This window comes from Amycolatopsis anabasis (assembly GCF_009765355.1).
Taxonomy (GTDB): Bacteria; Actinomycetota; Actinomycetes; order Mycobacteriales; family Pseudonocardiaceae; genus Amycolatopsis; species Amycolatopsis anabasis.
In genome coordinates this window covers 1-26,757 of sequence record NZ_VTHK01000010.1, presented here as the reverse complement: position 1 = coordinate 26,757, position 26,757 = coordinate 1, and the positions used below count along the sequence as shown (strand labels likewise).

Annotated in this window: 21 protein-coding genes; 11 read left to right on the top strand and 10 right to left on the bottom strand. The window is 70.4% G+C overall.

The window, feature by feature from the left end:
* Positions 1 to 717: 717 nt before the first annotated feature.
* Together FXO23_RS15190 and FXO23_RS15185 are read right to left on the bottom strand one after the other, a co-directional pair.
* Positions 718 to 1,530: an inositol monophosphatase family protein gene (locus tag FXO23_RS15190; protein WP_158885255.1), complete on the bottom strand. Its 813-nt coding sequence runs from the start codon at positions 1,528 to 1,530 to the stop codon at positions 718 to 720.
* Complete coding sequence (locus tag FXO23_RS15185; RefSeq protein ID WP_246257275.1) at positions 1,527 to 2,417, bottom strand: DUF5919 domain-containing protein; 891 nt, start codon at positions 2,415 to 2,417, stop codon at positions 1,527 to 1,529. Before FXO23_RS15185 ends, FXO23_RS15190 begins: the two co-directional genes overlap by 4 nt.
* A 535-nt stretch (positions 2,418 to 2,952) precedes the next feature.
* On the opposite strand from FXO23_RS15185, the gene FXO23_RS15180 reads away from it, so the two are divergent.
* Complete coding sequence (locus FXO23_RS15180; protein WP_246257270.1) at positions 2,953 to 3,210, top strand: helix-turn-helix domain-containing protein; 258 nt, start codon at positions 2,953 to 2,955, stop codon at positions 3,208 to 3,210.
* A 71-nt stretch (positions 3,211 to 3,281) separates the two neighbouring features.
* On the opposite strand, the gene FXO23_RS15175 is transcribed toward FXO23_RS15180, so the two are convergent.
* Positions 3,282 to 4,451: an acyl-CoA dehydrogenase family protein gene (locus tag FXO23_RS15175; protein WP_179956774.1), complete on the bottom strand. Its 1,170-nt coding sequence runs from the start codon at positions 4,449 to 4,451 to the stop codon at positions 3,282 to 3,284.
* 93 nt (positions 4,452 to 4,544) lie between these two features.
* Here FXO23_RS15175 and FXO23_RS15170 point away from each other — a divergent pair, with 93 nt between their 5' ends.
* Positions 4,545 to 6,125, top strand: a complete 1,581-nt coding sequence (locus FXO23_RS15170; RefSeq protein WP_158885253.1) for a class I adenylate-forming enzyme family protein — start codon at positions 4,545 to 4,547, stop codon at positions 6,123 to 6,125.
* A 1-nt stretch (position 6,126) separates the two neighbouring features.
* On the opposite strand, the gene purE is transcribed toward FXO23_RS15170, so the two are convergent.
* The 5 genes from purE to FXO23_RS15145 all read right to left on the bottom strand — a co-directional run bounded on the left by purE (position 6,127) and on the right by FXO23_RS15145 (position 11,313).
* Positions 6,127 to 6,624, bottom strand: a complete 498-nt coding sequence (gene purE, locus FXO23_RS15165; protein WP_158885252.1) for a 5-(carboxyamino)imidazole ribonucleotide mutase — start codon at positions 6,622 to 6,624, stop codon at positions 6,127 to 6,129.
* Positions 6,625 to 6,636: 12 nt separating this feature from the next.
* Positions 6,637 to 7,818: a 5-(carboxyamino)imidazole ribonucleotide synthase gene (locus FXO23_RS15160; protein WP_158885251.1), complete on the bottom strand. Its 1,182-nt coding sequence runs from the start codon at positions 7,816 to 7,818 to the stop codon at positions 6,637 to 6,639.
* A gap of 13 nt (positions 7,819 to 7,831) precedes the next feature.
* Positions 7,832 to 9,007, bottom strand: coding sequence for a glycosyltransferase 87 family protein (locus FXO23_RS15155; protein ID WP_158885250.1), 1,176 nt, complete (start codon positions 9,005 to 9,007; stop codon positions 7,832 to 7,834).
* Positions 8,982 to 10,343, bottom strand: a complete 1,362-nt coding sequence (locus FXO23_RS15150; protein ID WP_158885249.1) for a glycosyltransferase 87 family protein — start codon at positions 10,341 to 10,343, stop codon at positions 8,982 to 8,984. The genes FXO23_RS15155 and FXO23_RS15150 overlap by 26 nt, the downstream gene beginning before the upstream one ends.
* A gap of 115 nt (positions 10,344 to 10,458) precedes the next feature.
* On the bottom strand, positions 10,459 to 11,313 hold the full coding sequence (locus FXO23_RS15145; protein ID WP_246257266.1) for a GGDEF domain-containing protein: 855 nt from the start codon (positions 11,311 to 11,313) through the stop codon (positions 10,459 to 10,461).
* 245 nt (positions 11,314 to 11,558) lie between these two features.
* On the opposite strand from FXO23_RS15145, the gene FXO23_RS15140 reads away from it, so the two are divergent.
* The 8 genes from FXO23_RS15140 (at position 11,559) to FXO23_RS15105 (ending at position 21,435) form a co-directional block, all read left to right on the top strand.
* On the top strand, positions 11,559 to 13,811 hold the full coding sequence (locus FXO23_RS15140; RefSeq protein WP_158885248.1) for a sigma-70 family RNA polymerase sigma factor: 2,253 nt from the start codon (positions 11,559 to 11,561) through the stop codon (positions 13,809 to 13,811).
* A 25-nt stretch (positions 13,812 to 13,836) separates the two neighbouring features.
* Positions 13,837 to 14,385: a GtrA family protein gene (locus FXO23_RS15135; RefSeq protein WP_158885247.1), complete on the top strand. Its 549-nt coding sequence runs from the start codon at positions 13,837 to 13,839 to the stop codon at positions 14,383 to 14,385.
* Between the two features lie 38 nt (positions 14,386 to 14,423).
* A complete protein-coding gene (locus FXO23_RS15130; RefSeq protein WP_179956773.1) occupies positions 14,424 to 14,984 on the top strand; it encodes a GtrA family protein in 561 nt (186 codons plus the stop codon).
* Between the two features lie 323 nt (positions 14,985 to 15,307).
* On the top strand, positions 15,308 to 16,726 hold the full coding sequence (locus FXO23_RS15125; protein ID WP_158885245.1) for an MDR family MFS transporter: 1,419 nt from the start codon (positions 15,308 to 15,310) through the stop codon (positions 16,724 to 16,726).
* Positions 16,727 to 16,750: 24 nt separating this feature from the next.
* Positions 16,751 to 17,599: an NAD(P)H-binding protein gene (locus tag FXO23_RS15120; RefSeq protein WP_158885244.1), complete on the top strand. Its 849-nt coding sequence runs from the start codon at positions 16,751 to 16,753 to the stop codon at positions 17,597 to 17,599.
* Between the two features lie 153 nt (positions 17,600 to 17,752).
* Positions 17,753 to 20,011 carry a histidine kinase gene (locus tag FXO23_RS51560; protein WP_158885243.1) on the top strand — a complete coding sequence of 753 codons (2,259 nt, stop codon included), beginning with the start codon at positions 17,753 to 17,755 and terminating at the stop codon, positions 20,009 to 20,011.
* The gene (locus FXO23_RS15110; protein ID WP_158885241.1) at positions 20,008 to 20,679 is read left to right on the top strand and encodes a response regulator; all 672 of its coding nucleotides are present in this window, start codon (positions 20,008 to 20,010) and stop codon (positions 20,677 to 20,679) included. Before FXO23_RS51560 ends, FXO23_RS15110 begins: the two co-directional genes overlap by 4 nt.
* Before the next feature lie 123 nt (positions 20,680 to 20,802).
* Entirely contained in the window at positions 20,803 to 21,435 is a 633-nt protein-coding gene (locus FXO23_RS15105) for a helix-turn-helix transcriptional regulator (RefSeq protein WP_158885239.1), read from the top strand.
* Between the two features lie 26 nt (positions 21,436 to 21,461).
* Here FXO23_RS15105 and FXO23_RS15100 read toward each other — a convergent pair whose 3' ends face one another.
* Positions 21,462 to 22,769: a COG1470 family protein gene (locus FXO23_RS15100; protein ID WP_158885237.1), complete on the bottom strand. Its 1,308-nt coding sequence runs from the start codon at positions 22,767 to 22,769 to the stop codon at positions 21,462 to 21,464.
* A gap of 209 nt (positions 22,770 to 22,978) precedes the next feature.
* On the opposite strand from FXO23_RS15100, the gene FXO23_RS15095 reads away from it, so the two are divergent.
* Positions 22,979 to 25,540: a choice-of-anchor D domain-containing protein gene (locus tag FXO23_RS15095; protein WP_158885235.1), complete on the top strand. Its 2,562-nt coding sequence runs from the start codon at positions 22,979 to 22,981 to the stop codon at positions 25,538 to 25,540.
* Positions 25,541 to 25,684: 144 nt separating this feature from the next.
* Here the strand turns inward: FXO23_RS15095 and FXO23_RS50760 are convergent.
* Positions 25,685 to 26,757 (bottom strand): NADase-type glycan-binding domain-containing protein (locus FXO23_RS50760; protein WP_218952069.1); only part of this gene is annotated, 1,073 nt, incomplete at its 5' end.

The window sequence follows — 26,757 nt, the reverse complement described above, 5'->3', positions numbered from 1 at the left end:
GCGGCAGGCCCGGCGTTGGCCGCGTCGACCTCGGGCACGGCCGCCAAGGTGACGGGCCTGACGCGCGCTGCCGCAGGCGGCGCGCCTTGATCCCATAGAACAAATTCGGCAACGTAACGCCGAACCACCGACTGCCGACTCTCTTGCCACAGCAGTGAGAAACGAGAATGGAGACTATCGAATGCTAGAAGAATCATTGCGCGAACTCCGAAAAGGGTTTGTTGCCGCAAACCCTCAGGCGGGCGACCAGATTCCCCCGCATGTACTCCGGCGCATTTATGCTTTATCTCGCAACCAGAAGAAGATCCTCTACGACGTTTCAATTGACTGGAATATCGATACAACTGATGGAGTTGCAATACTGTTCACCGAGTCGACTGTAGTGAAAGCAACATGGAAGGATTCGTCAGTCCCCGAAACAGGCGCAGATCCGTTCGACCAGGCAGATGTGCTAGTCGATATGTGGTCTCGTCAACTTCTTCGTTCTGTCACAATAATTCCCCGTGAAAATTCTGGGCGTACCGTAAACCAGCCATGGCTTGAGAGCCATGGGAACGGACAATGGCCATACGGCGCTAGGATTCAATTGAATTACGACTCACCCATTAAGGACAGGATCATCGTTCCAAGCTGCGATCAACGAGACGATAGCGAAAGCAGCAATTTCACCAAATTCGTAGCTTCCCTACATGGAGACCTCAACCGAGTCCCGAAAAATTAAGTCTGTTCCTGTTCTGCAACAGCAGTGACGACGAGCGAAAGTAGTGCAGCGGAGATAGATGGACTGGCTGCGATTGTTTCGCGAGAACCAAAGTTGTGCATATCGCCGGTTGCGTCGATAACTTCTACGCCCGCTTCGCGGGCGAGGAGGACGCCTGCGGCGGTGTCCCAGGGTTTGTTGGCGAGGATGATGCAGGCGTCGGTGCGGCCTTCGGCGACGAAGGCGAGGTCGAGGGCGGCGGAGCCGAACATGCGGACCCGTTCGACGTTTTCGGCTAGGAGTTTGGTGAGGGCGAGGCGGCGGCGGTTCTTCTCGGCAGCGTTCTTGCCCACGGCGTAGTCGCCGATCGAGACCATGGCCTTGTTCAGGCTGGTGGTGGTGCTGGCCTGCATGCGGCGGCCGTTGGCGTAGGAGCCTTCGCCCTTGATGGCGTGGTAGCGCAGTTCCAGGAACGGGGCGACCATGACGGCCACGACCGGTTCGCCTCGGTGGACCAGGGCAAGGGAGACCGCGCAGAGCGGTAGGCCGTGGGCGAAGTTCGAGGTCCCGTCGATCGGGTCGAGCGCCCAGACGTAGTTGGCGTCCTGGTCGAGGGTGCCGCCGCCTTGTTCTTCGCCGAGGAAGACGATGCCGGGGGCGGCTCGTTCCAGGTAGGTCTTGATCTCGCGCTGGATGCGAAGGTCCAGGTCGGTGACCAGGTCGCGGTCGCCTTTCTCGTGGACCTGGCCGGGGCCGGTGGTGGTCATGAGCTTGTAGCCAATCTCGACCGCGGCTTGGGCGACGGCGAGTAGTTCGGCGGTATCTTTCACGCGGTGACGTCCTTCGCCCGGTCCCACATCGAGGTGAGCACCTGGGTGAACGTGTTGAACAGCCCCGGCGCCCCTTCCTGCTTCTCGATCACCAGTGTCGGCGACTCCACCCCGCGCGCATCGGGCAGGTAGGGCTGCACGACGCAGGTCACATCGTCGATCACGGTGATGTTGAACCGTACGGCTTCGTCGTAGGTGCGGATGCGCAGGTTCCCCTGGGCCTCGGGTGAGAGCTTGCTTTGGAGGCGCTGCACGGTCTGGATGTTGAGTGCGGTGAGCGTGGTCAGCACGCCCGGCCGGTGGGACTCCTCGCATTCTCGGGCCTTGATGTACTCGCCTTGCGGGTCGAGGAACAGCAGCTCGACGACGGTGCCGGTTTCGAGGAGATCGGTCAGGGACTTGTCGGAGTACTGCTGGCACAGCAGGTTGAGCGATAGCCCGACCATGCTGATCTTCTCGGCGTTGTCGAACAGCTTGTGCGGTGGAACCTCGTGCAGGAACGCGGGCCGGGTGGGAAATACGGCCGTCACGTCTGCCATGCCCTGAGCCGGGACTGGGCTCGCGGCGGCCTTCGCCGGGGGCTCGGGAACAAACTCGTTGCCGCCGGTATGTGGTTCGAACAGTTGGGCCGCTGTCCACGCGGGGAACATGCTTTCCAGGATTCGGCAGTGGTGCGCATACGGCAGGCCGCGAAGTTCGCCGGAAAGCCACCGGTAGAACTGCGCCTTGCTCGGTCCACTACCGACAAGATCCGGGTCAATTTTCTTGGCGAGCTTGTCGTATTCCTTGTTGAACGCGGAGTGCCCTTGCAGGTGCCGCTGTCGCAGCAGCACCTTCAGCACGACCGGCTTGCTGACCACCGGAGTACCCCCTCCGTTGCTGCTCATGAGACGAGGCTACCGCAAGACGAGACAGAGACGAGACTCGGCGAGTGCTGGAAGTTCAAGAGGAGATCTTCGCGCTGTCGTGACGCGACTCAACCTGGCCGTACCTCTGAAGAGTGCCGCGAGTACAGCGGCGAACTCGAAGAAAAACGACACGGAAGGTCACGACGAAATGGCGATTCTCAAGGGGTACCGGTTCCCGATCGAGTCGCGGCTATGAGCTGGAAAGTTGATCAATATGGCACGGTCGAGACCGACGAGGGCGATGTGTTCACCGAGGACGGTGCGGACTGATGCCGCACGGCCGCCACGCCCGCCCGGAGCCGGAGTTGCTGCCCTGCTATCGGCCGTTGATCGGTGGCGTGCGGCACCGGACTCAGTACCGCGTCCGGCCTCCAGCGGGCGAGTACGTGAAGACGCTGTGCGAAGCGCTGCACCGGGTGCCCGCCAAGGACCGCAGGAACCAGCCCCACATCTACGAATGCCACGTCTGCGACGAGATCGCCGAGACGAACGCCAACGACCTGACAACGGAATCATGTATCGCCAAGTCGAACTCGAGCACGCCATGTCCGCGCCGTTCGCCGACCCGCTCACCGAGCTGACCCGAGATCTCGTCCGGCTGCGCCACAACCGCGGTCTCACCCAACGCGAGGTTGCCGCCTACCTGGGTCGCGACGCGGCTTTCGTGTGCCGCCTGGAGAAACTCCAGCGCGAAGTCACCGTCCGCGAATTGCAGGCGTATGCCCACGCGATCGGGTTCCGGATCGTCATGGTCATCTCCCCGCTCGGCTGATGCCGGAAGGACCGGCATGCGCCAGAACACCGGCCTGCGCCTGACGCAGGCCGGTGACCGGCAAGAAACGGCTATCGGAGGAGCTGGCGGGCCATGACCAGGCGCTGGATCTGGTTGGTGCCCTCGTAGATCTGGGTGATCTTGGCGTCGCGCATCATGCGCTCGACCGGGAAGTCGCGGGTGTAGCCGGCGCCGCCGAAGAGCTGGACCGCGTCGGTGGTGACCTCCATCGCGATATCGGAGGCGTAGGACTTGGCGGCGCTGGCCATGAATCCGGCGCGCGAGTCGCCGCGCTCGGTGGCGGCGGCGGAGGCGTAGATCAGGTGCCGGGCGGCTTCGACCTTGGTGCCCATGTCGGCGAGCATGAACTGCACGCCCTGGAATTCGCTGATCGCCTTGCCGAACTGCTTGCGCTCCTTGACGTAGGCCACGGCCGCGTCCAGGGCGCCCTGCGCGATGCCCAGGGCCTGCGCGCCGATGGTCGGGCGCGTGTGGTCGAGCGTGCGCAGCGCGGTCTTCAGGCCGGTGCCCGGTTCGCCGATGATCCGGTCGGCCGGGATCGTGCAGTTCTCGAAGTAGATCTCCCGGGTCGGGGAGCCCTTGATGCCGAGCTTGCGCTCCTTCGGGCCGACCGAGAAACCCGGGTCGTCCTTGTGCACCACGAACGCCGAGATGCCGTTGGCCTTCTTCTCGGCCTCCGGATCGGTGACGGCCATGACCGTGTACCAGGTCGACTCACCGGCGTTGGTGATCCAGCACTTGGTGTCGTTGAGCACCCACGAGTCGCCCTCCAGGCGAGCCCGGGCGCGCATCGAGGCGGTGTCCGAACCGGCTTCCCGCTCCGACAGCGCGTAGGAGGCGGACGCCTCACCCGACGCGATCGACGGCAGGACCAGCTTCTTGAGCTCCTCCGAGGCCGACAGCAGGATCGGCTGGGTGCCCAGCTTGTTCACCGCGGGAATCAGCGACGCCGACGCGTCGACCCGGGCGACCTCCTCGATCACGATGCACGCCGCGATCGCGTCGGCGCCCTGGCCCTCGTACGCCTCGGGAATGTGCACGGCGTTGAAACCGGCCTTGGCCAGCGCGTCCCGCGCCTCGACCGGGTAGCGCTCCTGCTCGTCCACCTCGGCGGCGTAGGGAGCGATCTCCTTCTCCGCGAGGGCACGCACGGCAGCCCGCAGCTCCTCGTGCTCCTCGGCAAGCTGGTACAGCCCGGGGCCGTCAGACACCAGTGTCACCTCTCTCGAGCGATACAAGACCACTGTTGATGTTAGCGCTCGTTTACTTGCTCGTCCTTGTGTCTTCGGCCGCAGTCTTCGTACCGTGCAGTGATGCCGATCACCACGCGATCCTGGCCACCGGGCCTGCCCAGAACCCTCGACTACCCCGACGTCCCGGTCGGCTCGATCGCGGCGGGAGCGGCCAGGCGGTACGGCGAGCGGACCGCCTTCGCGCACGGCGACCGGAGCCTGAGCTTCGCGGAGGTATACCAGGCCGCCTGCCGGTTCGCACGCGCATTGGCGGAACGCGGCATCGGGCCCGGTGACACGGTGGCCGTCCGGCTGCCGAACTGCCTCGCCTACCCGGTCGCCTACTTCGGCGTCCAGCTGGCCGGGGCCACGTTCAGCCCGGCGAATCCGCTGCTGCCACCGGATGATCTCGCCGCGCAGCTCGACGACTCCCGTGCGGTCGAGGTGCTCGACGATCCGGCGCGGGTGGAGTCGGCGGCCTTCGGCGGCGAACCGGTCACCCCGCCTCAGGTGCGGTTCGACCCGCGGACGCTCGCGAACCTCGGCTACACCGGCGGGACCACCGGGCGGTCCAAGGGCGTGCGGATACCGCACCGCAACGTCGTGGTGAACGCCCTGCAGTACGCCTGCTGGTCGACCGGATCGATCCCCGCGCTCGACCCGGCGGGGGACGTGCTCCTGGACCAGATCGGCGACGAGCGGGAGTGGCCGATCCGGCTCGGCACCGGGGTGGCGATCAACCTGACGCCGTTCTTCCACGCGATGGGCCTCATCGGCTCGCTGGTCATCCCGGTGCTCACCGGAACGACCGTGGTGCTGCACGACCGGCTGAACCCGCCCGCCTACCTCGCGGACGCGGAACGGCTGCGGGTTACCACGATGGGTGGCGCACCCGCGTTGTTCGCCGCGCTGATGGCATGTCCCGACTTCCCCGCCCGCGACCTGTCCTCGGTGCGGATGCTGACCTCCGGCGCCGCGCCGATGGCCCACGAGATGATCAACGCGTTGCGGCGGCGGTTCCCGGAGGCGGTGATCAGCGAGGGCTACGGGCTGACCGAGGTGACGATGGGCGCGGTGTCGTCACCGTCGTTCCGGTCCGGGCTGCGCAAGGTGGGCTCGGTCGGGATCCCGGTGTTCGACACCGAGGTCAAGCTGGTCCCCGCCGACGGCGGGGACGGCCCGGTCCCGGCGGGCGCCGCGGGCGAGGTGTGCCTGCGCGGCCCCCAGGTGATGGACGGCTACCTCAACCGGCCGGAGGAGACCGCCGAGGCACTCACCGACGGCTGGCTGCGCACCGGCGACATCGGCGTGCTCGACGAGGACGGCTATCTGTCCATTGTGGATCGCAAGAAGGACATGCTGATCTACAAGGGGTACAACGTGTACCCGCGTGAACTGGAGGAGCTGCTGATCGCCCAGCCGGGGGTGGCCGCGGCGGCCGTGGTCGGGCGGCCCAGCCCGGAGGCAGGCGAACTGCCGGTCGCGTTCATCGTCCGCGCACCCGGCGACGGCGCACCGAGCGAACAGGAACTCCTCGACACGATCAACGCGAAAGTGGTGCCGTACAAGCGGATTCGCGAGCTGCGGTTCGTGGACAGCATTCCGGTCTCGGCCGCGGGCAAGGTCCTCAAGCGCGAGCTGAGGGCCCAGCTGGAGGCGTGAGTCAGCCGTCGACGCGCTTGCGCAGGGCGGCGTCCTTGTCCAGCACGAGCTGTTGCAGATCCGCCTGGAACTTCGCCATCCGCTCCCGCAGCGCGGGATCGCTCGCGGCGAGGATGCGCACCGCGAGCAGGCCCGCGTTGCGCGCGCCGCCAACCGAAACCGTGGCGACCGGCACGCCCGCGGGCATCTGCACGATCGACAGCAGCGAATCCATCCCGTCCAGGTACTTGAGCGGCACCGGCACGCCGATCACCGGCAGCACGGTCGCCGAAGCCACCATGCCGGGCAGATGCGCGGCGCCCCCGGCCCCGGCGATGATCACCTGGAGTCCGCGGCCGGCGGCCGAGGTCGCGTAGTCGAGCATGCGCTGGGGCGTGCGGTGCGCCGAGTACACGCCCACCTCGTACGGCACGCCGAACTCGTCGAGGGCCTGCCCGGCGGCCTCCAGCACCGGCCAGTCCGAATCGCTGCCCATGATCACACCAACGCGCGCAGACATGCGGAAAACTCCTCAGTGGATTTCGTAGCCGTCGAGCCATTCGGCGTGGGAGAGCCAGTGCGCGGCGAGCTTCGCCCGCTCCCGCGACTGCTCCAGGTCGCCGCCGAGCAGGTTCACGTGCCCGAGCTTGCGCCCCGGCCGCTCCCCCTTGCCGTACAGGTGCACCCGGGCGTCCGGGAACCGCGCGAACAGGTGGTGCAGCCGCTCGTCCGGCCCCATCGCCGGGGTTTCCGGCGCGCCGAGCACGTTCGCCATCACCGTGGGAGCCAGCAGGTCCGTGGCGCCGAGCGGGTAGTCCAGCACCGCGCGCAGGTGCTGCTCGAACTGCGAGGTCCGGGAGCCGTCCATGGTCCAGTGACCGGAGTTGTGCGGGCGCATCGCCAGCTCGTTGACCAGCAGGCCCTCGCCGGTGTCGAACAGCTCGACCGCGAGCACGCCGACGACGTCCAGTTCGGCGGCGATCCGCAGCGCGAGCCCCTGCGCCTCGTGCACCTGTTCCGGAGTCAGGCCGGGGGCCGGGGCGAGCACCTCGGTGTTGATCCCGTCCGACTGCACGGTTTCCACCACCGGCCACGCGGCCCCCTGCCCGAACGGCGAGCGGGCGACCAGCGCCGAAAGTTCGCGGCGCATCGCGACCTTCCGCTCGACCAGCAGCGGCGTCCCGACCGCGAGCAGTTCGGGGATCAGGTCGCGCGCGGCCCGCTCGGAGTCGAGCATCCACACGCCGCGGCCGTCGTAACCGCCGGTCGCGGCCTTGAGCACCACCGGCCAGGAATGCTCGTCACCGAACTTGAGCGCATCGTCCACATCGGACACTTTGGCGAACGGCGGCCCCGGGAAACCGTGTGCGGACAGTCGTTCCCGCATGAGCTGCTTGTTCTGGGCGAACGCCAGCGCGTCCGGGCCCGGGCGCACGACCACGCCCTCGGCGACCAGCGTGCGCAGGTGTTCGCCGGGCACGTGCTCGTGGTCGAAGGTCAGCACGTCGACCCCGGCCGCGAACGAGCGCAACGCGTCGAGGTCGGTGTGGTGGCCCTGCACGACCTCGCCCGCGACCAGGCCGGCGGAGTCGTTCTCCCCCGCCGCGAGCACGCGCAGGGACTGGCCGAGGGAAATCGCGGCCTGATGGGTCATCCGGGCCAGCTGGCCACCGCCCACCATGCCGACAACGGGAAGCCGGGTGCGTTCGTCCATAACGGGGAACAGATTAACCGCGGGGTCTGCGCAGCTCACGGGCGGTCAGGCCGAGCAGCGCGACGGCCGCGGCCACCACGTACGCGTTGCCCAGCACCGCCAGCGGGAAGCCCCAGCGGAACTCGGCGTCGCCGCCGTTGGGCACCAGCATGATCACGCATCCGGCGAACAGCGCGGTGACCGCCAGCGCCCACCACCCGCGCCCCTCGACCACCAGGAGCAGGATCAGCGGCACCGCCCACACCCAGTGATGCGACCAGGAAACCGGCGAGACCAGCAAGCCGTAGAACGCGGTCACCAGCAGCGCGGCCAGCTCCTCGCCGCGCCGGTGCAGCCGCACCACCAGCCACACCGCGGGCACGGCGAGCACGGCCGCGATCGCGATGGCCACCGGCAGCGACCACGGCGCCAGCTCCGACGCGCGGTTCAGCATGCCGTTGAGGGACTGGTTGAAGATCCAGTGCACCGCGCCGATCCGGTCGGGATCGGAGGCGGCCTCGGTCCAGTACCGCACGGCATCGCCGGGCATCAGCGCGAACATCAGGCCCTGCAACGCGGCGAACGTCCCGAGCGCGCGCACGGCGTCCCTCCAGCGCCCGGTGCACAGCAGGTGCGGCACGAAGATCAACGGCGTCAGCTTGACCGCCGCGGCGACACCGACCAGCACCCCGCCCCACCGCGAACCCCGCGCGCCGAGCACCAGGACGTCCAGCACGATCAGCGCCATCAGGATCAGGTTGATCTGCCCCAGGAAGATCGTCTTCCACACCGGCTCGAGGCCGAGCGCCAGCACGGTCAGCCCGGCCACCGCGAAGGCCCCGTACGGCCGGTCGGCCCCGCGCACGCACACCCGCACCACCACGGCCAGCGACAGCACCGACGCGGCGGCGAGGATTCCCCACGCCAGCCCGGACGGCAACGCGGTGAGCGGGACGAACAGCAGCGCCGCGGCGGGCGGGTAGGTGAACGGGAGCGCCACCCAGGGCGGCAGCGTGGTGAGCGTCTGCGGGGTGTACAGCGGCTCGCCGCGCAGGAAGGTCAGCGCGCCCGCGCGGTAGACCGCGCTGTCCGCGCCCAGCCGCCAGCCGTCCAGCCAGGCGAACACGCCGACGACCAGGGCGACCGCGACCAGCAGGGCGACCGCGATCCGCCCCGCGGGAAGGTCAGCTGGAAGTCGTGGCGTCGACATAGTCGTCCACGCTCGCCCCGGCCGCGCGCAAACGTTTGCGGCGCATCAGCCACCAGCGCACCACCAGCACGATGGCCAGGACCACCGGCATCAGCACGTACGCGCTGCCCAGGATGTTCTGCCAGAACGCCCAGTGCAGCTCGAGGTTCCGCCCGTTCGGCAGGATCAGCAGGATGCAGCTGATGAACACCGCGGCCACCGCGAACGCGCCGAGCCAGCGGCGCCAGGCGGTCGCCGGGGTGGTCTGCGGCAGGCGGGAGATCAGCAGCACGATCAGCGGCACCGCCCACACCCAGTGGTGCGACCAGGAAACCGGGGTGAACAGCAGCGCCCAGAAGGCGGGCACCAGCAACGCGGCCAGCGCCTGGCCGCGCCGGTGGAACCGGAGCATCAGCATCAGCGCGAACGGCGCGAGCAGCAGCATGATCCCCATGGCCAGCTGCTGCGACCACGAGGCGAGCCCGGTCAGGCGGTTGATCATCCCGGTCAGCGACTGGTTGCCGGCCCAGTGCAACGGGCCGATCCGGCCGGTGTCCTGCAGGGTCCGCGTCCAGAACCGGGCCGCGTCGTGCGGGGTGATCAGGAACATCAGCGCCTGCAGCCCGAAGAACGTGCCGAGCGCGCGCAGCGCGTCCATCTTCTTGCCGGTGAAGAACAGGTGCGGCACGAACACCAGCGGGGTCAGCTTGACCGCCGCGGCGACACCGACCAGCACCCCGCCCCATTTCGACCCGCGCGCGCTGATCACCAGGACGTCCAGCACGATCAGCGCCATCAGGATCAGGTTGATCTGGCCGAGGAAGATCCCGCGCCAGACCGGTTCCAGGCCGAGCGCCACCAGGGAGAAGATGATCGTCGCGCGGCCCGGTGCGGCCCAGCGCGGCAGTTCGCCCTCGGGCCGGGGCAGCGAGCCGATCGCGATGCGGATGACCAGCGCCATCGCCAGCACCGAGATCGCGATGATCACGCCCCACGCGACCTGGGTGGGCAGCGCGGCCAGCGGCACGAACAGCAGCGCCGCGGTCGGCGGGTAGGTGAACGGCAGCAGCGCCCAGAACGGTTCGGTGGGCAGCGTGTTGGCGTCGTAGAGCGGATCGCCGTGCAGCAGGGTCAGCGCGCCCGCGCGGTACACCGCGCTGTCCACGCCGATCTTCCAGTCCAGCAGCCAGCCGATGATCCCGCAGACGATCGCGGCCACCGGCACCGCGATCAGCAACAGGACCGACCTCGGTCGCACGGACAACCGGGCCAATGAGGTGCGCAGCGCGAGGCGGGGCGGCGCTGGGCGTACGAGGGACTCGCCGTCGTCGGTTGCGGCGGGCACGGGCTGCGTCACCCCATCAGGAAATCACGGAGCCGTATCGGCGGGTTGACAAGCCCCCGAAGTCAGGGGGCGATCAGCCCGAGATGTCCTGATCTTGCTGGTTCGCCGACTCCTGGCCGGTGCGAGATCAGCCGCGGGAGAGCTGGCCGAGGAGTTCGCAGGCGGCTTCGTGGGTGCCGGGCAGCCGGATCACCTGGATCCGCGGTTTGCCGACCTCGTGCAACTGCGCGTCCACCGAGAGCCGCTCGGTCAGCTCGCGCCGCAGCATCACCGCGTGCGCCGCGATCCGGCCGTCCCGCGGCACCAGCACGGCGACCGCGGACGGGCCGAGCACGGCCACGCTCTCGCCGTGGTCGAACACCGCGCGCACCACGTCCGCGACCAGGATCATGCCGGTCAGCCGGGGCCAGCCGGTGACCCGGGACAGGTCCATGGACACCACCAGCAGCGTGTGGTCCTCGGCCGCCTGCCGCTGCTCGGCCGCGGCCTGCCGGTAGATCTCGCCGAGCCGGGTGCGCAGGTAGGCGGCGCTCGGCAGCCCGGTGAGCGAATCGAGCACCTCGACGTTCGAGAGCTGGTCCACGGCGACGTCCGCCCAGGCGATCGCGGTCACTCGGAGTAACCGCGACGGGGTGGCGTCCACGTCCGGTGCGACGAATCCATCCACCGCATCGGGTTCGGCGAGCACTGCGTGCAACGCGGCGAGATCGGCCAGCGTCTCGGCGAGGCCCGCTCCGGCGGCGGCCCGGGCGCGGGCCAATCCGGCCAGCGGGACCTCCGCCTCACCACCCTTGACCACGGCGGCACACACGGCATCGACTTCGGGCAACGCCCAGTCACTGGGAAATCGCCACCCCGAGGCCAGGCTCGCGGTCCGCCAGCGCGCACGCAGCGCACGCAGGGACCGGTCCCGGTCGACCCGTGCCGAATCCTGGTGCTTGCCGCCCGCATCGGACAGCGCACCGGTGGCCGGCACATCCACTGAGCAACCGTCCTCTCGATCTGTCGCATTGTTCCGATCAGGTGACTGCAAATGGCCGCGGACGTGACGGCGCTTTCGCACGCCGTTTGTCTCGGGGTGGGTGAACCGATTGGGCTCTCCGGGTCATCGGGCTACCCACGAGGTGACGTGCGCCTCAGCGTCCGTCACACTAGTCCCCGCGCGACGTCAGGGTTTACGAGCGGTGCGGGAGACACCGCCCACGACCCCTGCCATGAAGGAGACCTGTGTCCACCGTTCCCGCCGATCCCACTGGCAAGAGCGATGCCGAGCTGATCGCCGCCGTGCGCGGGGGAACGCTCGCGGCGTACGGCACGCTCTACGAACGGCATGTCGCGGCGGCCTACAACCTGGCCCGCCAGCTCGCCAAGTCCAAGGCCGAGACCGACGACCTGGTCAGCGAGGCCTTCGCCAAGGTCCTGGACACCCTGCGCGCGGGCAAGGGACCGGATTCGGCCTTCCGCGCCTACCTGCTCACCGCGTTGCGGCACACCGCCTACGACAAGACCCGCAAGGACCGGCGGATCGACCTCAACGAGGACATGAGCGAGGTCAGCGGCCCGGCCGCCGAAGCGCTGACCGTGCCGTTCTCGGACACCGCGGTGCAGGGCCTGGAGCGCACGCTCGCGGCGAAGGCGTTCCGCAGGTTGCCCGAGCGCTGGCAAGCCGTGCTCTGGCACACCGAGATCGAACGGCAGACCCCGGCCGAGGTCGCGCCGCTGCTCGGGCTGACCGCGAACGGTGTCTCCGCGCTGGCCTACCGCGCCCGCGAGGGCCTGCGCCAGGCGTACCTGCAGGTCCACCTCGCCGAGACCTCCGCCGAACGCTGCCGCGCCACCGCCGAGCGGCTCGGCGCGTGGACCCGGGACGGGCTGTCCAAACGGGAGCGCGCGCAGGTCGAGACGCATCTCGACGAATGCGACCGCTGCCGCGCGCTGGCCGCCGAACTCGCCGACGTCAACGGCGCCCTGCGGGCGATCATCGCGCCGATCATCCTGGGTGGCTCGGTCCTCGGGTACCTGGCCGCCGCCGGAGCGCTCAAGGGCAGCGCGGCCACCGCGGCGGCGGCCGCGACCGCCAGTGCCGCGGGTGCGGCGGCGGGGTCGTCCTCGGGTGGCGCCGCGGGCGCGGCCGCCGCCGGGCCCCGCCAGTTCGTCGGGGTCGGGGTGTCCGGCGTCGCCATGGCCGCCGCGATCGCCGTGGGGCTCGCGGCCGGCGGTGGGACGCAGGAGATCCCGGCCGCCGCACAGCAGCCCGTCGTCCCGGCACCCGTGCAGCAGCCGCCACCACCTCCTCCGCCTCCGCCACCGCCACCGCCGCCGCCCGCGAACCCGCCCGCGCAGCCACCGGCGCCGCCCCCGCCACCACCGCCCGCCGAACCGGCGCCGCCGCCGGTCGCGCCCCCGCCCGCACCGGCCCCGGCACCGAACCCGCCTCCGCCGCCCGCACCGCCGCCTCCGCCGGCGCCGCAGCCGCCGAAGCTGACCGCCCAGCCGCCGGGAAACATCGAGCTGCAACCGGGCGGCGAGCCGGTCAACCTGCCGATCACCGTGCGCAACGACGGCGGCACGGTCTCCGAGCCGGTCGAGGTCTCGCTCGACCTGCCCAAGGGCGTGCACGCCGTCGCGCCCGCGGCGGGCGGCGGCGCCGCGGGTTCGAATGCCGCGGGCAGCGGGCCGGGCGGTTTCGCCGCCCAGGCCACCGAGCAGCAGACCGTGCAGTGCCCGGCGGGCAGCGGCACGGTCACCTGCCGGACCGCGCGGGGCCTGCAGCCCGGCGAATCCGCGGTGCTGATCTTCCGGCTCAAGGCCGACGGCTCCGCCCAGCCGGGCCAGGTGCGGGGGTCGATCAGCTCGGGCGGCCAGGTCAAGGTGTCGATCACCGTGCAGGTCACCGTGCGGGAGGCGCCGGACAAGGTCGGCCTGCGCGTGCACACGCTGTGGAGTTCGACGTTCCCGTGGGCGCGGTCGGCGTGGCTGAGCGTGGACGTGCGCAACGACGGCCCGAACACCAAACCGGCGACCGTGACCGTGAGCCGGGAGGCGCGGGTGATCCTGGGCCAGTGGCGGGTGCGCTGCGACGGCGGCGGTTCGATCACGTGCCGGAGCACCGAACCGCTCGAACCCGGTGAGCACCTGCGCCTGTGGTTCGAGCTGGAGGATCGCCCGGACGACGACGAAGCCGTGACCGTCACCGCGGCGCTCGGTTCGGCCACCCGGTCGGAAACGGTGTACTTCGAGTGCTGGGACTGGCCGATCGGCCCGGTCCCGACGACGAAGCCCGGGCCGACGGGGACGCCGGGGCCGACGGGCGCCCCCGGCCCCACGGTCACCCCGACGCTGCCGTCGAAGACACCGAAGAAACCGACCGTGACGACCACACCGTCGGTCACCGAGACCCACGGGCCGTCCGGCGGTGGCCGCAAGCCCGCCAAACCCACGGTCACCACGTCGAGCAAGCCGTGGTGGCCGTTCTGGTGATCGGACGGGGGTAGCCTCGGCGAGCATGTGGGACGCGGACCGGCTCCTCGGGCGACTGCCGAGGCCCTTGAAGGCGCTGCTGATCAGGCACCACGAGCTGCTCAAGTTCGGGGTCGTGGGCGCGATCTGCTTCGCGGTCACCACGGTCGTCAACTACGTGCTCAAGCTGACCGTGCTGAACGCCAACCCGCTGACCGCGTTCGGCATCGCGGTGCTGGTGGCGACGGTCTGCTCGTACGTGCTGTCGCGGGAGTGGTCCTTCCGCACCCGCGGCGGCCGGGAGGGGCGGCACGAGGCAGCGCTGTTCTTCCTGGTCAGCGGGATCTCGGTGGGGCTGACGCTGCTGCCGCTCGCGGTTTCCCGGTACGTGCTCGACCTGCGGGTGCCGCACGTCGGCCTGCTGACCCAGGAGGTGGCCGATTTCGTGAGCGGTTTCATCCTGGGCACCTTGCTCGGCACGGTGTTCCGCTTCTGGGGATTCCGGAAATGGGTGTTTCCGCAGGCGAATGCCCGGATCCGGCGGCCGCGCGGCGGCCGGAACGAATCGGGCGAACAGGACCGCCGCGCCGCCTGAGCCCACTCGGGGCCCGCCCGCTACGTACACTGCGGCCTGTGAACGTTGTCGAAACCGTGCTCGCGCACACTCCCGAACCGCTGCGTTCGGTGCTGATCCGGCACCGGGAGATGCTGAAGTTCGCGATCGTCGGCGGCACGACGTTCCTGATCGACAACGGCGTCTGGTACCTGCTCAAGCTCAGCGTCCTGGAATCGAAGCCGACCACCGCGAAGGCCATCGCGATCATCGTCGCGACGATCTGCTCGTACGTGCTGAACCGGGAATGGTCGTTCCGCACCCGCGGCGGCCGGGAGCGGCACCACGAGGCGGCGCTGTTCTTCCTGATCAGCGGGGTCGCCGTGGTGGTCAACCTGATCCCGCTGTACGCCTCGCGGTACGTGCTGCACCTCGAGGTGCCGCATGTCTCGCGACTGGTGCAGGAGGCCGCCGACTTCGCCAGCGGTTCGGTGATCGGCATGCTGCTGGCGATGGTGTTCCGCTTCTGGGGCTTCAAGAAGTGGGTGTTCCCGGACGATCTCGGCAAGCGCCGCCGGGACGCCGACCGCGACGGCGACGAAGAGGAAGACGCCGAAGTCAAACCCCTCAGCCGCCCGTAGCGCGGCCTCCCCGAGTCGTGAGTGGACAGACCGGTTGGAACCGGTCGGAACACTCACGAGTTACTTGCACTTTGACATGCAGTTGTTTAGAGTCAGCCAGGCACGCGCCGGGGAGCGCGTGTTCTGCCGAAATCACGCATCAGTGAGGACGCCACCCGGGTTCGAACGGGTGAGTGGGACGAATTCGAGGTGATCGACCAAGCGCGGAGAGGGCCGCATCCAGTGGTGACTGGGCGCGTGCCGGAATCCCCTGTCTTGGCGGGGTAGTGCGGTCTCGCACACCCCAATCGTTCCTGTTTCCTTCGCACTGATGGGAATTCATCTTGTCTGCTCCCTCAGCGGAGTCGATCTCCGCTGCCCGGATCCGGGTCGCCCCGGTCCTGACCGGGCTCCTGCTTTCGGTCTTCCTCGCCATGCTCGACGCCCAGGTGGTCGCCACCGCGCTCCCCCGCGTGGTCGGCGACCTCGGTGGCCTGGACGCGTTCTCCTGGATCACCACCGGCTACCTGCTGACCAGCACGGTCAGCGTTCCCCTGTACGGCAAGCTCGGCGACCTCTTCGGCCGCAAGCCGGTCTTCCTGACCGCCGTCGCGCTCTTCCTCGCCGGTTCGGCCGCGTGCGCGGTCGCGCCGAGCATGGGGGTGCTGATCGCCTGCCGGTTGCTCCAGGGTCTCGGCGCCGGTGGCCTGTTCGTGTCCGTGCTGGCGATCATCGCCGAACTGTTCCCGCCCCGCGAACGCGCCCGTTACTCCGGCTACTTCGCGACCTGCTTCGCGGTCGCCTCGGTGGCCGGGCCGCTGACCGGCGGCCCGCTGACCGATCTGCTCGGCTGGCGCGCGGTGTTCTACCTCAACCTGCCGATCGGCGCGGTCGCGCTGTTCCTGGTCGTGCGGTTCCTGCGCCTGGCACCGCACACCCGGGTCCGCGCCCGGCTGGACGTCGCGGGCCTGCTCTGCCTCAGCGGCGCCATCGCCAGCCTGACGCTGCTCGCCGCGTGGGCGGGTTCGCGCCACTCGTGGACCTCACCGGTGATCCTCGGCCTCGGCGCCGCGGCGATCCTGTTCGCGGCGGCCTTCGTGTTCGCCGAACGGAAGGCGGCCGAACCGGTCATCCCGCTCCGGCTCTTCCGCGACTCCACGTTCACCGTTTCCGTTCTGGTCAGCGTGGTCGCCGGATTCGCGTTCCTCGGCTCGGTGACCTACCTGGCGCTGTTCGTGCAGGCCGCCTCCGGGGCGAGCGCTTCGGCGACCGGGCTGCTGCTCGCGCCGATGATGTTCGGCGTGGTCGCGTCCTCGATGGGCAGCGCCAAAATCATCGCCAGGACGGGAAACTACCGGTGGTACCCGGCGGCCGGGATGGCGCTGGGCATCGTCGCCGGAATCCTGATGTCCACAATGGATGAATCGACCACGCGGCCGGTGGTGCTGGCGTACCTGGTGTTGTTCGGCCTCGCCGCCGGACTCAACCTGCAGGTGCCCGCCCTGGCCGCGCAGAACACCGCGCCGCGCGAGGACATCGGGGCGGTTTCCGGCACGGTCACCTTCCTGCGCTCGCTCGGCACCGCGCTCGGCGTCTCGGTCTTCGGCTCGGTCTTCACCGCCGGGCTCGGCACGCGCGCACCCGGCCCGGCGGACTACGCGCACGCCCTGCGCGGCGTGTTCTTCACCGCGCCGCCGATCCTCCTCATCGGACTGATCGCCGCACTGCGCCTGAAGAACATCCCGCTGCGCCAACACCATTGACCACTATCCACAAAGGAGACTCACATGATCCTGATCACCGGAGCGACCGGCAAGGTCGGCCGCGAACTCGTGCCCTGCCTGCTCGACCGCGGTGCGCCCGTGCGCGCGCTCACCCGCGACCCGGGCGCCGCGCGCGTCGATCCGCGCGCCGAGGTCGTCGCGGGCGATCTCGACCGGCCGGAGACGCTGCCGCCCGTGCTCGAGGGCGTCGACCGCGTCTTCGTGCTCACCTCGGGCCACGGTTCGACCGGTCCGGTCCAGGAGGCGAACCTCGCCGCCGCGGCGGCGCACGCGGGCGTCGAACGGCTGGTGAAACTGTCCACCACCGGCGTGCACTTCGGCGGCGCCGACCCGATCTCGTCCGCGCACCGCGAAGCCGAGGAGGTGATCCGCGCCGCGGGCCCGGACTGGACGATCCTGCGGCCGGGCACCTTCATGGACAACCGGTACGGGTGGATCGAATCCGTCCGCGCGGAAGGCGTCGCCTACGTCAACCAGTACGAGGGCCCCTCGGCGATGATCCATTGCCGGGACATCGCCACGGTCGCCGCCGAGGTGCTCACCTCGCCCGGGCACGCGGGTGCGATCTACCCGCTGACCGGCGGCGAGGCGCCGACCCCCGAGGAACAGGTCCGCGCCCTCGCCGACGCCCTCGGCCGCCCGGTGCGCTGCGTCGTCGAATCCGCCGAGCAGACCCGAACGCGATTCGCTTCCTGGGGCTGGCCGGTCTCCGCGGTGGACGGAATCCTGGAGATGAAACGCGCGGCGGGCCACACCGAAGCGATCGTCTTCGACACCGTGGATCGGCTCACCGGACGAAAACCGCTCACGTTCAGCGACTGGGCCCGCGAGAACGCGGTGGCATTCGGCTGAGGACCAACTCCCGTACGGCTCCCCTTTCGGGCTATTCCGCGCCGGAAAGTGAGCCGTACGGGACGCCGTTCCTAGGCCGAACGGGTGGCCGCGTACCCGGCGAGTAGGGGAATGCGCTGGGCTGGACGCATCCGCTGAGGGATGCTTCACAACGTGTTCAGATCGGGGGGCGCCCGACGCGAGCCCGCGTTCTTCCTGCTGCTCTGCATCGTCTTCCTGGTCGCGGCCGGGTGGGCGATCGCGTGGCGCGCGCTCACCCCGAGCGACGGAACCGTGGTCAACACCGGCGATTTCGCCGTGCCGGGCGGCGCGGTCACGGTCGAGACCGCCGCCCCGGACGGTCCGCTGCGGGCCGGTGACCAGGTCCTTTCCATCAACGGCGCCACCCCGGGAAGCGTCCCCGGCGGTCCCGCCGCCGAGGCCGGTCAGGTGCTGCGCTACCAGGTTCTCCGCGACGGGCGGCCGCTCGATCTGGACGTTCCGCTCCGCCCGTACCCGGTGGCCGACAGCCTGCTCGACTCGTGGCCGTCGATCCTCGTCGTCGGCGCGCTGCTGGCCACCTCCGGTGCCATTTTCGCCGCCCGGCCCCGGGATCCGGCGACCCAGGCGGCGATCACCGCGTCCGCGATCGGCGCCGCGACCGTCGCCGGTTCCGGCTACTTCCAGCTCGAGGCGCTCGACCTCGTCGCCGGCTCCCAGTTCTGGCGCTGGTACGGCGGGGAGTTCTGCTTCCTGCTGCTCTGGGGCGGGATGCTGCACTTCGCGCTGTCCTTCCCGGAGGTCGGCTCCCGCCGCCGGTTCTGCCGCCACGTGCTCGCCGGGTACGGCCTCGGGCTGGTGCTCTACCTGGCCGTCGCCGGGTACGCGCTGCTCGCGGAGGACGATCCGCTCACCCGGCTGAACCTGCTCGGGTCGCCTTCGCTGGGCGCGCTCTTCGCGTATCCGCCGGTCATCGCCGCCGCGCTGATCGGCAAGTACGTGACGCACAAGGATCCGTTGCTGCGCAAGCGCATGCGCTGGCTGGTGGCCGCGCTCGGCGGCGGCGCGACGCTGTACCTCGTCGTGTGGACCATTCCGGCCGCGGTGCACGGCACGCCGTGGCTGGACTGGCGGTTCCAGACGCTGGCGTTCCTGCCGGTCCCGTTCGTGGTGTCCATGGCCATCGCGCGGCACCAGGCGCTGAACATCGAGGTGGTGCTCAGCCGGTCGCTGGTCTACGGCACGCTGAGCGTGCTGCTCGCCGGGCTGTACGTCGGCGTGGTGAGCGTGTTCAGCCTGCTGTTCCCGCCGGTGGACCAGCTGTGGCAGCAGGCGATCGCCGCGGCGCTCATCGCGCTCGCGGTGCAGCCGCTGCGGGCCCGGGTGCAGGCGCTGATCAACACCCGGCTGTTCGGCGAGCGTCACGATCCGTACCACGTGGTGTCCGCGCTCGCGTCACGATTGGAGAAAATCCACACTCCAGCGGAGCAATTACCGGCGGTCGTGGAAACGATCGGCGTCGCGCTGCGATTGCCCTATGTGGCCATCGAACTGGACCGGGATGCCGGGCGCGAGAAGGCGGCGAGCTACGGCGAGCCGACCGCGCTGTGCCACCGGCTGCCCCTGAGCTACCAGGGCGAGGCGGTGGGCAGCCTGGTGATCGCCCGGCGCAGCCCGCGCGAGGTGCTCGGCCGCAAGGAGCGGTCCGTGCTCACCGAGGTCGCGCGGCACGCCGGCACGGTCGTCTACACGGCCCGGCTGACCACCGACCTGATCCGCAGCCGGGACCGCCTGGTGACCGCGCGCGAGGAGGAGCGCCGGCGGCTGCTGCGCGAACTGCACGACGGCGTCGGCCCCACGCTGGCCGCGATCACGCTCGGCCTGCACGCGAGCCGCCGCGCGATCGGCGAGTCCACGCCGACCGGGGTGATGCTCGCGCGCCTGCAGGAGGCGCTCAAGGGCGCGAACGCCGAGATCCGGCGGCTGGCGCACGGGCTGCGGCCGCCGGTGCTGGAGAAGCGCGGGCTGCTGGCCGCCCTCGAGGACTACATCGGCACGGTGAACCGCGCGGCCCAGGACGCCACCCCGGGCCTGACGATCGCGCTCGACGCCCCGGACCGCCTGCCGGACCTGCCGCCCGCCGTCGACGTGGCGGCCTACCGGATCATCTGCGAGGCACTCACGAACGTGACCCGGCACGCCCGCGCGCGGCGGTGCACCGTCGCGCTCCGGGCGAACGGGGAACTGTCCATCACGGTCACCGACGACGGGGTCGGCCTGCGCGGCCGCAACGGCGCGGGGATCGGCCTGAGTTCGATGCGCGAGCGCGCCGCCGAGCTGGGCGGCGAATTCCGCGCTGAGCAAAACGAAACCGGAGGGACGCGGGTATGCGCGACACTGCCGTTGCCACCGCCGAAGGAGACCGATTCATGACCGATACCGAAGTGCTGCGGGTGCTGGTCGTCGACGATCATCCGCTGTTCCGCTTCGGGGTCTGCACGATGCTCGCGGCGGAGCCGGTCATCGACGTCGTCGGCGAGGCGGCGAGCGGGATCAACGCGGTCAGCGCCACGGCGGCCCTCGCGCCGGACGTGGTGGTGATGGACCTCCAGCTGCCGGACATCAGCGGCGTGGAGGCGACCCGGCGGATCGTGGCCGAGCGGCCGGGCACCGGGGTGCTCATGCTGACCATGTCCGACGAGAACGAATCGGTGTTCGCGGCGATGCGGGCCGGCGCCCGGGGTTACCTGCTCAAGGACGCCGAACCGGACGAGATCGTGCGCGCGGTGCAGGCGGTGGGCCGCCGGGAGGCGATCTTCGGCCCGGACATCGCGACCCTGGTGCTCGGGTTCTTCAACGGCGTGGTGCCGGGTAACGATCCGGTGTTCCCGGAACTGACCTCGCGCGAACGGGAAGTGCTGCGGCTGATCGCCTGCGGGCACAGCAATTCCTCGATCGCGCAGCGGTTGTCGCTGAGCCCGAAGACGGTGCGGAACCACATTTCCAGCGTATTCGGCAAACTCCGGGTGGCCGACCGCGCGCAGGCGATCATCCGCGCGCGCGACGCGGGCCTCGGTGAGCAGCCGATCGCGCCGATCTGACTCCTGCGATCGGGCAGGCTCGCACGCCCATACGGGCAAGATAGGGACTTCAGTCCCATGCGCCTGGGACTTCCCCTGATGCACAGTTGACTCCAGCCGCGAGGACAGTCGAGGGGAAACACCATGTTGAGCAAAGCCCGCACACCGGTAGTCGTCCGCGCCACCGACCCGATCCTGCAGAACGGGGTGTGCATGGCGCTGCGCACCCGGGACGAGGTGTGGCTGGTGGACGAGGAGTCCGCGGACGGCAGCGCGGTGGCGCTCCTGGTCGCCGACCGGCTCGACTCCCAGATGACCCAGTTGCTGCGTTCCCTGCAGTGCCAAGGATTCACCCGGATCGTGCTGATCGCGGGAGAGGTGGACGACAACGAGATCCTCAGCGCCATCGAGCACGGGGTGTGCGCGGTCGCGCGCCGGTCCGAGACCACTCCGGACGTGCTGGTGCGGTTGATCAAGGCGGCCGCGGCCGGGGAGGGCGCGCTGCCGCCGGATCTGCTCGGCCGGTTGCTCAACCGGGTTTCCCGCCTGCAGCGCCAGGTCCTGGAACCCCGCGGGCTGCACCTGGCCGGGATCACCAACCGGGAGACCGAGGTCCTCCGGCTGGTCGCGTCCGGACTGTCCACTCAGGAGATCGCCGATCAGCTGTGCTACTCGCAGCGGACGGTCAAGAGCATCCTGCACGACGTGACGAACCGGTTCCAGCTCAAGAACCGCTCGCACGCCGTGGCCTACGCGATGCGCGAAGGGCTCATCTAGCCGGGGGCTCGTCGGCTGGCTGGGGGTCAGCCGGAGAGGCGGCCGGTGAAGGAGACCGCGGGGGTGCAGCTCCCGGTGCTCGCGGACTGGCAGTTCACCGCGATCACCGGGGGCGATCCCGGCGGGAAGATGAACGGTTCGACCAGGTGGTAGTCCAGATCGCGAATGTTGTTCAGGCCGACCTCGAGCAACACGTCGTTGCCCCGTTTGAGCTGCAGGCGGCCGCCGTCGCCGGCCGGGTTCTGGAACAGCAGATCGGTCACCACCACGGTCTTGCCCGCGGGCGGAGTCCCGGTGAACGGGGTGTAGGTCGTGGTGTCGCCGGGACGTTGCGGGGTGTTCGCGGCGACCCGGAAGTCGAACGAGCTGCCCTTGCTGATGTCCACCCCGCCGGGGCCGGTCACCTGCCCGGTGCCGCCGGGGGTGCCGCCCGCCTGCTGCCCCTTGGCCGCCATGTCCCCGGCCTGCTGCTGCGCGGCCTGGGCCTTCTGCTCGGCCGCGCCCGCGGACTGCTTGGCCTGGTTCGCGGTGTCGGTGATCGCCTGGACCTGTTCGGCGGCGGCCTGTTTCGCGGCCTCGCGCGCCGCCGACTGGACGGTGGGCTTGAGCACGGTGAACCACAGCGTGACCGCGACGATCGCCAACGCCAGCAGGGCGATGAGCGCGGGCAGCAGCCATTTCGGCAGGAGCTGCTGCTGGACGACCGTGCCCTCGGCGGTCATCGGCGGCTGTTCGCTGGTGACCGCGGTGACGCCGAAGGGGTGGCGGCGTTCCGGGCCGCGGAGGAACCGGTCCTCGGGGCTGGCCTTGAGCTTGAGGAACGCGGCGGTGCCCGGTTCGACGGTCAGCACCGGGTGGTCGAGGTCGAACTTGAGCGCGTCCTCCTCGTCGCGCGGGAGCACCTCCACCGAAACCGGGTGGTTGCTCAGGTTGTCCACCACGACCTCGTGCCGCGCCTTGGTGCGGCAGGTGGACGTGCGCGGTGAGAGTTCGATCTGGAGGTCGGTGAACGGTTCGACGTGCACCACGCCCTCGTCCACCCGCGAACCGCCGGGATCCTCCCGGGACAGCACCCGGACGCCGAACGGCACCGCGCCGGCCCGCACCTCGGCCTTGCGCGGCGGGCGGAAGTGGACGGTCGCCGTACCGTCCTGGCCGGGCAGGAGGTTGATGACCGGTGGCTCGACCTCGGCCCAGGTTCGCGTGTCCCCGAGGACGTCGATGCTGAACTGGTCGACGACGGTGCCCGAGTTGCGTATGTGCACGGCGCAGCTGGCGGCGTCGCCGGGTGTGACGACCAGTTCGGTCTCCGCGAGTGATGTCGTGGCGCCCATGGCTGGAAAGTGTGCGCGGCGCGGGCATTCGCGCTGGAGCCGCGAACGGGAGCCCGGCGGGGCAGCGGCCGCTGCCCGAACGGGCGGGGCACGGCGTCCGGTTCGCCACCCGGCCGCCGACGCCGATCAGCGCGCGTGCTGCCTAGGTTGGGCGGACCGGCTCTGTGCGGAGGTTCGTCGTGCCTGCAAGATTTGTCCACAGTAGACGAATGGCGGCGGCGCTGGCGGTGCTCGCCGCCGCGGCGATCGTAGTGGCCGGGGACGGCGGCGAGCGCGCCGACGCCGCAGCCGCGCCCGGCACCACGGTACGGGCTTCGGTGCAGAACGGGACGAACGCCCAGGCGCAGTCCGGCGGGCGGGACTCGGACCTCTCCGCCAACGGCACCCAGGTCGCCTTCACCAGCCGGTCGGAGCTGGCGGATCTGCCCGTTTTCGACGCTCAGCAGAACGTCTTCGTCCGCGATCTGGTGCGCGACCGCACGGTGCAGATCAGCCGCGGCCAGTTCGTCGTCCCGGAACCGCGACCGCCGGTCATCCACCTGCGGCAGGCGCAGCCGGAAAAGGACGTGCCCCCGGACGGGGAGAGTTCCCAGCCGAGCATTTCCGGGGACGGCCGGTACGTCGCGTTCCTCACCGGCGCCCGCAACATCGTCGAGAACTCCTACTCCAGCGAGATCATCGTGGTCTGCGACCGCGATCCCGACGGGGACGCCGATTTCGACGAGCGAATCGCACCGGGGAGGTTCGACTACCGCTACCACCTGGTCACCCTGCCCGCCGGAGAGTCGAGTGCGTACCCGCCGCGGACGGTGGATCTGGCCGCGGACGCCAGCCGCGTCGTGTGGCAGTCCAAATCGGACAGCGGCGCCAGTTACGCGATGACCGCGGTGCTCCGGGTGAACGGCGGGCCGGTCGGCCGACCGGCGGTCAACACCCCGGTGCCCCGGATGTCCAAGGGCACGATCGAGGCGCGGCAGTTCTTCCCCAAGGTCTCCGGGGACGGGCGGCAGGTGCTCTACGCCGCCACCTTCCCGAACGAGGCCGATTTCAGCTCGGCGCTGGTGGTGTGGAACTCCACGACCAACGCGCTGTACCGGGTCGACGCCGGCGCCGACGGGAAGTTCCTCGGGGACGACCCGGCGACCGCCCTGCGTTACCCGGCGCTTTCGCACGACGGCTCGGCGGTGGCTTTCGTCGACCGCCGCGACTTCTACCGGCCGGACGTGTACCTGGTGCGGCGCGACCCGAACGGTCCGGTCGGCGCCCGGCTCACGTCGCGGGTGGTGTCGCGGGACAACGCGGGCAACCCGGTCAACGGGCTGCACCCGGCGCTGTCCGGGGACGGCCGGTACCTCGCCTTCGTCACGGACAATCCCGGCGCGCACGACGGGATCGACCGGCCGCCGGTCCAGGACACCTGCATCCGGCCCTACTCCGGGGGCACCTCCGACGGGCCGGTGGTGCGGGACCAGACGCCGCGCGACGTGCGGACCCCGTGCCAGGTGGTGGTCCGCGATCTGGTGGTCGACGAAGCCCAGGGCGCCCGGTTGCCCGGCGCGCTCGCGTCCCCGGCCCAGTTCCCCACCTGCCAGCCGCCGCCGGACGGCACGTGCGCGGGAAACGCCGACAGCACACCGCGGCACAACGACGGACAGCTGAACCTGAGCGGCGACGGTGCGCGGGTGGCCTACGACTCCGACGCCAGTGACCTGGTGCCGGGGGACACCAACGACGCCGAGTGCTGCCGGGTGCCGGACGTCTTCGTGCGGACGTTCACGCCGTCGCCGCGGGTGGAGCCGGTCGAGTTCGGACCGGTGGTGCTCGGCGGGTTCGCGGAACGCACGGCGACCCTGGCGCATTCGGGGTTCGGGCCGCTGCCGGTGGAGCAGCTGGCCGTGGGCGGGGTGAACTCCGGTGAGTTCGTGCTCGGCACGCAGACGTGCGCCGGGTTGACGTTGTACGAGACGGGCCGGTGCCTCGCCGAGATCCGGTTCACCCCGGCCGGGGACGGGCCGCGGCAGGCGCAGCTGGAGGTGCGGTTGCGCGGGGTGCCGCAGCCGGTCGTCGTGCCGTTGCGGGGCGCCGGTGAGCGGCCGCCGTCCCCTCCGCCGCCGGACCAGCCTCCACCGCCGCCCGCGCCGCCGGGGTTCGCGGCGAGCCCGGATCCGCTCGAGTTCGGGATCCGGTTGCCGCTGTCGACCGCGCCGGACGCCACGCTCGTGGTGGCGAACACCGGCGGGTCCCCGCTGACCGTGACCGGGGCGGGGGTGGAGGCCGGGGCGCCGGGTTCGGCGCCGGGTGACTTCGCGGTGACCGGGAACGGGTGCGCGGGGGTGGCGCCCGGGGCCACGTGTGCCGTGACGGTCCGGTTCACCCCCGGCGGCCCGGGCGACCGGGCGGCGGTGCTGGTGCTAACCAGCAACGCGCCCGGCGGGCCGCATCTGGTGGGCCTGCACGGGCAGCAGACCGTCCCGGCGATCCAGGTCAACCCCGGGCTGACCCCGCCGGGCCGGGTGACGACGGTGACCGGCACCGGTTTCCCGCCGTCGCGGGCGATCACGGTCACCATGCCCGGCCGTCCCGAACGGGCGACCGCGCGGACCGACGCCGCGGGAACCTTCGGCACCCAGCTGGTGATCCTGCCGAAGAGCGCCCCCGGTGACCGGACCGTTCTGGCCGCGGTGGACGGCGCCCCGGCGGTGTCGGACCAGGAAGCCTTCCTGGTCGTGTTCGGCACCAGCGGCCCGCCCAAGTTCACCGAGCGCGGCTGACCCCTGTTCGCCCCGAACGTGCAACTCGCTTACCCGAGTGTGCAGTTCGCTTACCCGAGTGTGCGACTCGCCGGGCCCGGGCAGGTTCGGCGAGTCGCACGTTCGGGTAAGCGAGTTCTACGTTCGGGTAAGCGAGTTGCACATTCAGGACTTGCGGAAGAGTTCGATTTCGCTGATGGCGACCTCGGTGCCGTTGACGGCTTTGAAGGTGGCGACGACGTGGATTTCCACGCCCTCGGCGCCTTCGCCGCCTTCGATCTCCAGTTCCTGGGCATCGGGTTTGTCGGCGAGGGTGACGTCGGCGGTGCGGCCGGTGGAGAACACCAGGTGCAGGCGTTCCGGGCGGTGCTGGGCCTGGAAGCCGTCCGGGGTGCCGCTGTGCACGATGATCCGGCCCAGGTCGACGGCCCGGTCGAACTTGAGCACCACGACCGGTTCGGCGCCGTTCACCGGGGCCGCCCAGTGCGTGTTCTTGAACCCGTCGCTGACCAGGGTGGCCGGATGGTCCGGGGTCTGGACCGGGGACTGGATGCTGATCGGCGCAACCGGTTCGTACCGCGGGAAGATCAGCCCCTCGACGCCGTTCTTCGCCTCGGTCGCGTGCTGGTTCACCCAGCCCCGGAAACTCGGCAGGACACCGTAGGCGATGCCGAGCACGATCAAGGCGATCCCGATCATCCGGCGCGCGACGCGGAACGTCGTGCGTATCGTGCGCGAAGCGGGTGAGCGGCCGCGTTTCTTCGGGCGGGCGCCCGAAGCGCGGACCTTCGCGCCGGAGCGGGGCAGCAGTTTGCGCCACCACGGCGTTTTGACGACCTCGGCCTCGGCGAGGGAGGAGCCGCACCGGCCGCAGAACTTCCGCGTGGCCTGGTTGCCCTCCCCGCAGTCGCCGCAGATGAGGTCCCCGGGCCGCAGGCGCCGGGTCGGCGGCCGTTTGCCGATCGCCGGGGCCTTCTTCCGGGCTTCCTGCGGCAGGAGTTCGGGCGCGGGCTTCGGCGCGTCCTCGGGAAGCGGCGCGACGAGCGCCTCGGCCTTCGCCACCACCGGATCCGGCAACTCCGGCGGCGGCGGTGGGGGTGGCGGCGCCTCCAATGCGGCATTGGTGTCGTTCAACGCCCCGAAAGCCACATTGGGGGACGCGGGTGGCGGCGGCGGGGGCGCGCTCGGTGGGGGTGGCGGGGGTGCGGGCGCGCCGGGTGGGGGCGGGGGCGGCGCGC